This is a genomic window from Nonomuraea mangrovi (assembly GCF_042681425.1).
Lineage (GTDB): Bacteria > Actinomycetota > Actinomycetes > Streptosporangiales > Streptosporangiaceae > Nonomuraea > Nonomuraea mangrovi.
Genome location: NZ_JBHUFV010000028.1, coordinates 38,825 through 47,488, shown reverse-complemented (window position 1 = coordinate 47,488; position 8,664 = coordinate 38,825). Strand labels below are relative to the sequence as shown.

The 8,664-nt window shown below is 69.9% G+C and carries 9 protein-coding genes; 3 read left to right on the top strand and 6 right to left on the bottom strand.

Annotated elements, in window-relative coordinates:
• Positions 1-276: 276 nt before the first annotated feature.
• The 3 genes from ACFSKW_RS18005 to ACFSKW_RS17995 are packed head-to-tail and all read left to right on the top strand — an operon-like array spanning position 277 to position 2,712.
• Positions 277-858 carry an ArsR/SmtB family transcription factor gene (locus ACFSKW_RS18005; protein WP_379573407.1) on the top strand — a complete coding sequence of 194 codons (582 nt, stop codon included), beginning with the start codon at positions 277-279 and terminating at the stop codon, positions 856-858.
• 26 nt (positions 859-884) lie between these two features.
• Complete coding sequence (locus tag ACFSKW_RS18000; RefSeq protein WP_379573406.1) at positions 885-2,165, top strand: MFS transporter; 1,281 nt, start codon at positions 885-887, stop codon at positions 2,163-2,165.
• Between the two features lie 31 nt (positions 2,166-2,196).
• Positions 2,197-2,712 carry an SDR family NAD(P)-dependent oxidoreductase gene (locus tag ACFSKW_RS17995; protein ID WP_379573409.1) on the top strand — a complete coding sequence of 172 codons (516 nt, stop codon included), beginning with the start codon at positions 2,197-2,199 and terminating at the stop codon, positions 2,710-2,712.
• 898 nt (positions 2,713-3,610) lie between these two features.
• Here the strand turns inward: ACFSKW_RS17995 and ACFSKW_RS17990 are convergent.
• The 6 genes from ACFSKW_RS17990 to ACFSKW_RS17965 are packed head-to-tail and all read right to left on the bottom strand — an operon-like array spanning position 3,611 to position 8,656.
• Entirely contained in the window at positions 3,611-4,657 is a 1,047-nt protein-coding gene (locus ACFSKW_RS17990; protein ID WP_379573405.1) for an aldo/keto reductase, read from the bottom strand.
• Positions 4,658-4,703: 46 nt separating this feature from the next.
• Positions 4,704-5,798 (bottom strand): PfkB family carbohydrate kinase, encoded by a 1,095-nt coding sequence (locus ACFSKW_RS17985; protein WP_379573404.1) that lies wholly within the window; start codon positions 5,796-5,798, stop codon positions 4,704-4,706.
• Entirely contained in the window at positions 5,795-6,424 is a 630-nt protein-coding gene (locus tag ACFSKW_RS17980) for a bifunctional 4-hydroxy-2-oxoglutarate aldolase/2-dehydro-3-deoxy-phosphogluconate aldolase (RefSeq protein WP_379573403.1), read from the bottom strand. Before ACFSKW_RS17980 ends, ACFSKW_RS17985 begins: the two co-directional genes overlap by 4 nt.
• A complete protein-coding gene (locus tag ACFSKW_RS17975) occupies positions 6,421-7,182 on the bottom strand; it encodes an SDR family oxidoreductase (protein WP_379573402.1) in 762 nt (253 codons plus the stop codon). Before ACFSKW_RS17975 ends, ACFSKW_RS17980 begins: the two co-directional genes overlap by 4 nt.
• A complete protein-coding gene (locus tag ACFSKW_RS17970) occupies positions 7,179-8,222 on the bottom strand; it encodes a zinc-dependent alcohol dehydrogenase (protein ID WP_379573401.1) in 1,044 nt (347 codons plus the stop codon). Before ACFSKW_RS17970 ends, ACFSKW_RS17975 begins: the two co-directional genes overlap by 4 nt.
• Complete coding sequence (locus tag ACFSKW_RS17965) at positions 8,219-8,656, bottom strand: RbsD/FucU domain-containing protein (RefSeq protein ID WP_379573400.1); 438 nt, start codon at positions 8,654-8,656, stop codon at positions 8,219-8,221. Before ACFSKW_RS17965 ends, ACFSKW_RS17970 begins: the two co-directional genes overlap by 4 nt.
• Between the last annotated feature and the right edge of the window lie 8 nt (positions 8,657-8,664).

Genomic DNA, 8,664 nt, shown 5'->3' with positions numbered 1-8,664 from the left:
CGTGGTGCTCTACAACCTGTTCAGGAAGAAGGACTGGTTGTGAAGCGCACCCGACCTGGCGGCTCAGAGACTGGCCGTGCCTCGCAGGAGGCTGGATCCGTGGTCACCGGCTCGGCGGCCCGGTCGAAGCCCCGGTAGCCCACAGCCGAGTAGCTAGAGGTTTGGGTGCTTGTCGCCGGGATCAGTACGTCTAGCTCACCCTCTCTACAATGATTGCCAACAGTTCTTCGCGAATGAGTGTTTGCGAATGAGTGTTTGCGGTCTAGGCTTCGAGGCATGACCGAACCCCGCGAGAGCGTGGTCGTCCTCGACGCCAAAGGCCTGCGGGCACTGGCCCACCCGGTGCGGGTGCAACTCGTGGACCTGCTGCGCAAACACGGCCCGTCCACCGCCACCCGCCTGGCCGAGCGTCTGGGGGTGAATTCGGGCACGGCCAGCTACCACTTGCGCAGGCTCGGCGCCGCCGGATTCGTGGAGGAGGACACCGAGCGCGGCAACGCCCGCGAGCGCTGGTGGCGCTCGGTCCACCTCATCACCCGTCTCAGCGACGACGAACTGGCAGAGCGGGAGCCCGAGGCGGTGCTGGCCTATATGCAGTCCATCGCCGCCCTGTACAACCTGCGTACCCAGCGGACGCTGAACGAACTGCAGACCATGCCAGGGCAGTGGCGGCGCGTGCTCGACCTCAGCTCGTTCGCGCTGCGCCTCACCCCCGAGGAGGCGCAGCGGCTGCGCGAGGAACTGGAAGAGGTCATCGCCCGCTACCGCCGCGACATGCCCGGCGAGGCGGCGCCCGAGGGCGCCGCGCGGGTCTCGCTGATCACGCAGCTCCTGCCCGACCTGCCGGAGGGCGCGTGATGGGATCGCGCGGGTCCTTACGCCCGATGGCCGGCCTGCTCGCGGCCATGACGGTGTCGCTGACTGGCACGCGGGTGTCGGCCCTCGCCCTGCCCTGGCTCGTCCTGACAACGACCGGGAGCGCGGCGCAGACGGGGCTGGTGGCATTCGCGGAGATGGCCCCGTACGTGCTGGTCAAGGCGCTGACCGGGCCGCTGGTCGATCGGGTCGGGCCGCGCCGGATCTCATGGGTCGGCGACGTGGTGAGCGCCGCGGCGGCCGGGGCCGTTGTCCTTCTGCACGCCATGGACCTGCTGCCGCTGAGCGCGCTGATCGCCCTTGTCGCGGTGGTCGGCGCGGCCCGCGGTCCAGGGGACCTGGCCAAGGAGATCATGGTTCCCGAGGCGGCCGAGCGCGGGCGGGTACCGCTGGAGCGAGCCACCGGGCTGATGGGCGTGACCGAGCGGCTGGCACAGACGGTGGGGCCCGCGGCGGGAGGCGCAGTAGTGGCGCTACTCGGGCCGCTGGCCAGCCTGGGCATCAGCGTCACCTGCTTCGCGCTCGGCTCCGTGATCGCAGCGTGGGCGCTACCGCGCGGCATGGGGCACCGCGCGCCGGCGCAGGAGGCGCAGGAGGGGTACTGGCGGCGGTTCGGCCAGGGCTTCGCGTTTCTGCGCGGCGAACCGCTGCTGCTCTCCGTGGTCGTCATGGTCGGCGTCACCAACCTGCTCGACGCAGCCTTCAGCCAGGTGCTCGTGTTCGTATGGGCCAAGGAGTCCGGCCACGGCCCCGCTGTGGTCGGTTTGAACAGCAGCGTGATGGGGTTTACGGCCGTCGGCGGCGGCCTGGTCGCGGCCGCCGTGGCGCACCGGATGCGGCGCAGGCCGGTGTTCTTCGTGGCGTTCCTGCTCGCCGGGCCGTCGCGGTTCCTCATCCTGGCGGTGGACGCGCCGGTATGGGCCATGGCGGCGGTGTTCGCGGTGGGCGGGTTCGCCGGCGGGTTCCTGAACCCGATCCTTGGGGCGATCTCCTACGAGCGGGTGCCGAGGCGCCTGCTGGGCCGGGTGAACGCGTTGTCGGACTCCCTCGCCTGGGCCGGGATCCCGCTCGGCGGGCTGGTGGGCGGGGTGGCGGTGGCGGCCGCGGGGCTGGCACCGGTGCTGCTCGCAGGCGGGGCCGTCTACGCGCTCACCACGAGCCTGACGGGACTGCGGCCCGAATGGCAGGAGATGGACCGGCTGCGCGGCCAGGGCCCACCCGCGGTACCAGCGCCATGGGAAGGTACTGATACGACGGACGTGGGCAACGCTGATCAACGGTCACCTTGATCAGGGCTGTCGCGTTCGCGTCGTGTACCTGATGACCGCAGTCTTCTCAGAACGACGTAACGCCCCAGCACTCCCACTCAAGCCCGTAGCGGAGATCCTCGACGAGGACTGTGAAACGCGAGAAACCGCAGGTCAGACAGTCAACCTGGAGGGCATCTTCCACACCGTGCAGGCGGCGCTGCCTGTGATGAAGGCCGGCGGCTGGGGCCGGATCGTCTTTCTGTCCTCCGACGGCATCCGTGTCGGCATGGTGGGACGCGAGGAGTTCGCCGCGAGCAAGGCCGCCCTGGAAGGCTTCAGTCGCAGCCTCGCCGCCGAGGCGGGTCGCTCGGGTGTGCTCAGCAACGTGGTCGCTCCCGGTGGCACCATGCCCGAGGAGCAGGCCGCGGTGATGGCGGCCAACCCGATGGCCGCCAAGATACTCGACCGGACGGCCACCGGTCGCTTCTCCTCTCCGTCCGATGTGGCCAACACCGTCGCCTTCCTCGCCTCAGCCGCCAACGGCAACATCGCCGGGGCCGTGGTTCCAGTCTCGGGCGGAATGTGAACACGTGTAGGGCTCAAACGGAACCCGGAAGGCGACGGACCCGGATGCCCATGCTTCCTGGACGAGGCCGCCCCGCTGATCGCTGAGTCCAGCAATGTGACCCCGTTCCAACACTCACTGCAATAGCCCCACCGCCGAAAGAATGGAAGGCATCAAGCGAGGTCCGGTTCATCACCGGTTCGTCCCGCGGCCTGGGCCGGAGTTTCGTCGAGGCGGCCCTGTCCCGCGGCGACAAGGTGGCCGCGACCGGCCGCAACACCGCACACCTTGATGACTTGGTCGCCGTCTATGGCGACCAATCCCGGCACGGTTCATCTGCGGTTTGATCCGTGAGTATCGCAGAGCCGTTTGACGACGTGCGAAACCGCAGGCCAGCGCTACGAGCGCGGTTTGGGCACCGGACAGGGCTCACCGGCGACAGCCGGACAGCCCGGACACGGTCTCTCGATCATCCAGCAAGGACCGGGCCGAGTTCGCCGGCGGCCACCACTGTTGCTCCCGGCGGCGGACAGGTGTAGAGGACAACGATGCGGGTTCCTTGGGGGCGAACTGCGGATCATGGCTGCCCGTTCACGAACGGGGCCGATGCCAGCGCACCCCCTTAGGCCAGCAGGATCCGCCGCACCTGCGAGCGCGTCACCACGATGCCCAGCGAGCCGGCGGCCTCGGTCGCAGTGTCCAGTATTCAGCTACCTGGCCGCTGTCCTCGGCCGCCCTCAACTCACCGGTCGCCTGATCGCGCACCGGCCGGCCCGGCGGCCATGTGCGGGCCAGCGCGATGATCTGCGAGCGCTCGGTTTCGCTGATCCGCCGTGTGCGGCCGGTGCCGGGCCGATCTCCCAACCCTTCCAGATGATCCTCACCGTCACCACCGAATCTGAGACAGAGCAGGTTCGTCCTACAGTTCCGCCATCCTCCCTCCACCACCCTGTGGCCTGTGCCTCCCGGTGAAATGGGGCTCATTCTCCGTGGGGATAGCAAGCTTGATGAGTCCTTCGGCTTGGAGGTCGTTCCAGAGGGCCGGGGGGACGGGCCGCTGATGGACTTCCACGTTGCGCGCGACCTGTTCGGGGGTTCGCATTCCCAGGGTGACGTTGACGGTGGCGGGGTGGGTATATGGGAAGGCGATCGCGGCTGCCGGGAGGGTCGTGCCGTGTCGTTCGCAGACCTCAGCGATCGCCTGCGCGCGGGTGATCAGGTCGGGATGCGCTTCCTGGTAGTCATATGTCAGGCCTGCGGTGGGATGGTCGCGGGAGAGCAGGCCGGAATTGAAGACGCCGACGGCGACCACGCTCTTGCCGAGGTCGTGTGCGGCGGGCAGGACGTCGTCGAGTGCTGATTGGTCGAGCAGGGTGTAGCGGCCGGCCAGCATCACGACGTCGGCCTCGGTCTCGCGCAGGAAGCGGGCGAGCATGGCCGACTGGTTCATGCCGGCTCCGATGGCGCCGATCACGCCCTGGTCGCGAAGGTCGGCCAGGGCGGGCATGGCCTCTTCGGCGGCCTGCTTCCAGTGGTCGTCTGGGTCGTGCAGGTAGACGATGTCGAGGCGGTCGAGGCCGGTGCGTTCCAGAGTGGCCTCGATGGAGCGGAGCACTCCGTCCCGGCTGAAGTCCCACTTCCTGCGCAGGTCGTCCGGTACGGCGAAGCCCTCGGTGTCGGTGCCACTCGGCCGTTCGTTGGGGACGAGCAAGCGTCCCACCTTGGACGACACAACGTAGGCGTCGCGGGGGTGGTCACGCAGAGCCGCGCCCAGGCGCCGTTCAGAGAGGCCGAGGCCGTAGTGCGGTGCGGTGTCGAAGTACCGGATGCCCGCCTCCCAGGCCGTCTGAACGGCGGCCGTCGCGTCGCCGTCCGTTGTGGCACGGGAGAGGTTGCCGATGACGGAGGCCCCGAAGCCGAGCTCGGTGAGTTCGACCGCGGTCCCTGCGATCTTCCGGCGCCTCATCGTCTGATGGACCACAGTGTGCTCCTCGAAGGTGGGTGGTGATCGGTCAGCGTCTGACGGCGGCCGAGCCACCCGCGATGAGCGCCTCGACCTCGGCGAGCGAGGCCATAGAGACGTCGCCGGGGGTGGTCATGGCGAGCGCTCCGTGAGCGGTGCCATAGGCGAGGGCGCGTTCCAGGCGCGATGCGTCGACGGGTGGTCCGGCTGTCGTGGGACCTTCCAGGCCGGTCATCAGCCCGTAGATGAGGCCGGCCGCGAAGGCGTCGCCGGAACCGATGCGGTCGAGGACGTGCAGGCCCGGCATCTCGGGACCGCGGACGAAGCCCGCCTGCGCCGACCAGGCAGCGGACGACCAGTCGTTCACTCCGGCCGAGGGTATCCCGCGCAGCGTCGTCGCCAGCACCTTCGCCTGAGGCAACCTGCCTGCGACCTCGCTGAGCGCGTCCCGCACCTCGTCGGCCTCGATGGACCGGACGCCGGGACACTCCCCCACCAGCCCCAGGGCCCCTACTACGATGTCGGCGTGCCGGGCGAGCCGTAGATCGACTTCGCGGGCACGGTCGGCACCGCCTCGGCCGACCCATAGGCTGGGACGGTAGTTCGGGTCGTAGGAGACCGTGACGCCATGGTGGTGGGCCGCAGCCATGGCCTCCTCCGCGACGGCCACCGTCGTGTCCGACAGGCCGGCGAAGATCCCGCCCGTGTGGAACCAGCGAGGACCTGCGGCGAACAGCGCGTCCCAGTCGATGTCTCCTATGCGCAGTTGGGAGACGACGGTGTTGGCACGGTCGCTGACGCCCATGGCGCCGCGGATCCCGAAGCCTCGTTCGACGAAGTTCAGGCCGTTGCGGACCGTCCGTCCGGCACCGTTGTCCGGCACCCAGCGGATCAAGGAGGTGTCGACGCCGCCCTGCAGGATCAGGTCCTCGACGAGCCGGCCCACCGGATTGTCGGCCAGCGCCGTCACGACGGCCGTGCGCAGGCCGAAGCAGCGGCGCAGACCGCGGACGACGTTGTACTCACCACCGCCCTCCCAGACCTGGAAACGGCGGGCCGTACGGATCCGTCCCTCACCCGGATCGAAGCGGAGCATCACCTCGCCGAGGGCGACCACCTCGGCGCCATGAGCGTGCCCTGTCATGGCGTGCTCTTTTCCATGCTCTCGGCGGTCAGCCGCCGGATCTCCTGGTAGTCCTGCCGGTCCAGAAGGGCGGGGCCCGCCATCCAACTCCCGCCGACGGCGAGCACCGCGGGTTCGGCGAGGTAGCCGGGCGTCTGGGCCGGCCCGATGCCGCCGGTGGGCATGAACCGTGCCCAGGGGAAGGGCGCGGCGAGCGCCCGGAGCATCCGGAGACCGCCCAGGAGTTCGGCGGGGAACAGCTTCACGGTCTCGAGACCGGCCGTGAGTGCCCGCATCAGTTCGGTTGGCGTAGCGACGCCGGGGAGAAAGGGCACGTCCAGCTTCCGGCAGACGGCGTCCACGTCCGGGTCGTAGCCTGGCGACACGACGAAGCGGGCCCCGGCGGTCACGGCTCGTTCCGCTTGCTCTGCGGTGAGCACGGTGCCGGCTCCCACGGTCAGCCGGCCCTGGGCCGCCATCTGTTCCACCACCTGGTCGGCGTCAGGGGTGCGGAAGGTGACTTCGACGCACTGGGCGCCGCCGTCGGCGAGAGCCTCGGCGAGCGGCCCGGCGGTCCTGACGGACGGGACGGTCAGCACCGGAACGACCCGGGCGTCGGACAGTGCGACTGCGAAGCCGAAGGTCATCGGCCCAGCCATCCGCCGTCGACCGGCAGGACGGCGCCGTGGACATAGGCGGCCGCATCTGAGGCCAGGAACACGGTGGCGCCGGCCAGGTCGTCGGCGGCGCCCCAGCGACCGGCTGGGATGCGGTCGAGTATCGCCCGGCTGCGCACCGAGTCGTCCTGCAGTGCTTGGGTGTTGTCGGTCGCGATGTAGCCCGGGGCGATCGCGTTGACGTTGACACCGTGCGGAGCCCACTCGTTGGCCAGTGCCTTGGTCAGGCCGGCTACGCCGTGCTTGGCCGCGGTGTAGCCGGGCACGTTGATACCGCCCTGGAAGCTGAGCAGCGACGCGGTAAAGATGATCTTTCCTCGACCACGGGCCACCATAGCCGCGCCGACGGCGCGGGCTAGGGCGAACTGGGCGGTCAGGTTGACCTGGAGGACCAGTTCCCAGTCTGCGTCGGGGTGTTCGGTGGCGGGGGCGCGGCGGATGGTGCCCGCATTGTTGACCAGGATGTCCACCGGCCGCTCGGGTCGGGCGAGGTGCGCGGCCAAGGCCCGGACGGCGTCGGGGTCGGCGAAGTCGGTGCGGATCGCCTCGAAGGAGCGTCCGGCGGCGACGACGTCCTTCTCGACGTCGCTGCCGACTGTCTCCAGGTTCGCGCTGACACCGATGACATCCGCGCCCGCCTCGGCGAGCGCGCGGGCCATGGCCCGGCCGATGCCGCGACGGGCGCCGGTGACGACGGCCGACTTGCCCGTCAGGTCAAAAGCGTTCATGCCGAGGCTCCCCGCTCGTCGTTCCCGCAGTCCACCAGGATCTTCATCACGTCGCCGCTCGTCTCCAGCGCTTCGAACGCCGCAGGCGCCTCGGCGAGGGGCACCACCTTGCTGATCAGCAGGTCGGCGGGGACGGTGCCGTCCGCCACCAGGCCCACCGCTCGCTCGAAGTCGGAGCGGTCGTACAGCCGGGCGCCGACCAGGGTGAGCTCACGCCAGAAGAAGCGGTGCAGGTCGATCTCCCTGCGCCGGGGATGGATCGCCACCAGGCACAGTCGACCGCGGACGCCCAGCACCTCCACGGCGGTGTCGACGCCGCCCGCCGCGCCGGACACCTCGAAGGCGATATCAGCGCCCGCGTCGCCGGTCCACTGCCGGACCAGTTCCGGCACGTCCTCGGCGGCCGGGTCCCACGTGGTAAATCCCATGTTCTCGGCCAGCGCCCGCCGGTGGTCGCTCAGTTCCACCAAGCGGACCTCGGCGCCGGCGGCCCGGGCGACCAACGCGATCAGGACGCCGACGGGCCCTCCGCCGACCACGACGACCCGCTCGCCGTCCTGGACCTTCGCCCGGCCGACGTCGTGCACGGCGACGGCGGTGGGCTCGACGAGCGCGGCCCGGTCCAGGGAGAGGGAGTCGGGCAACCGGACGAGGGTGGCGGCGGGTACGGTCCACCGCTGCTGCATCGCGCCCGGCGAGTCGATGCCGATGAAGTCGAGGTGCTGGCAGATGTGCCGGTTGCCGGAACGGCAGGCCGGGCAGGTGCCGTCCCAGCGCAGCGGCATCACGGTTACCGCGTCGCCTGGCTGCCATTCCTCGACGTCTGGCCCCACCCGTACGACACGGCCGGACATCTCGTGCCCGAGGACGGCGGGGGTGCTGACCCGGGCGTCCATGTCTCCGTGGAAAATGTGCAGGTCGGTGCCGCAGATCCCGACGTAGGCGGGGGCCAGCTCCACCTCTCCCGGGCCGGGTGGGGCGGTCTCGGTAGGAGCGGTGTCCAGAGTCAGGGCGGCTGTGTAACGGACTGCAAATGTCATGATGTCCTCAAGGTCCCTTCAGCGCGGACGCCGATGGTCAACAGCAGGTTCGCGTAGGTGCGGAGGTCGGCGGTGACGACCGCCAGCGCCAGGTCCGGCGAGTAGGCGGCGTTGTAGAACTCGAAGCGGCCGAGCGGCTCGACGGGGGCGGGGGCGAGCATGGAGCGGTACTCGCCGATGGCCTGGGGTTCCGGTTCGCTGTCCGGCGGCACCATCACCTGGGCCGACTCGACAGGGATCGCCCGCAGCAGGACATCGAGCACGGTGGAGACGTCCAGCAGGCCCGGCCTCAGGTTCAGGTGGACGACCTGGGCGCGTTCGCCGATGGCCGTACTGGCGGGGTAGTGCCCGTCGGCGAGCAGCACACGGGCGCCATGCCCGGTACCGGCAAGTGCTTGGAGGATCCCAGGGTGCAGAAGTTCGGTCAGAAGCACGTCGTGGT

What these genes read in the sequence shown, in the direction of transcription:
- ACFSKW_RS17970 (WP_379573401.1), bottom strand. Translation starts at nt 8,222, where the DNA reads ATGACATTTGCAGTCCGTTACACAGCCGCCCTGACTCTGGACACCGCT.
- ACFSKW_RS17980 (WP_379573403.1), bottom strand. Translation starts at nt 6,424, where the DNA reads ATGACCTTCGGCTTCGCAGTCGCACTGTCCGACGCCCGGGTCGTTCCG.
- ACFSKW_RS17995 (WP_379573409.1), top strand. Translation starts at nt 2,197, where the DNA reads ATGACCGCAGTCTTCTCAGAACGACGTAACGCCCCAGCACTCCCACTC.
- ACFSKW_RS17990 (WP_379573405.1), bottom strand. Translation starts at nt 4,657, where the DNA reads ATGAGGCGCCGGAAGATCGCAGGGACCGCGGTCGAACTCACCGAGCTC.
- ACFSKW_RS17975 (WP_379573402.1), bottom strand. Translation starts at nt 7,182, where the DNA reads ATGAACGCTTTTGACCTGACGGGCAAGTCGGCCGTCGTCACCGGCGCC.
- ACFSKW_RS18005 (WP_379573407.1), top strand. Translation starts at nt 277, where the DNA reads ATGACCGAACCCCGCGAGAGCGTGGTCGTCCTCGACGCCAAAGGCCTG.
- ACFSKW_RS17985 (WP_379573404.1), bottom strand. Translation starts at nt 5,798, where the DNA reads ATGACAGGGCACGCTCATGGCGCCGAGGTGGTCGCCCTCGGCGAGGTG.
- ACFSKW_RS18000 (WP_379573406.1), top strand. Translation starts at nt 885, where the DNA reads ATGGCCGGCCTGCTCGCGGCCATGACGGTGTCGCTGACTGGCACGCGG.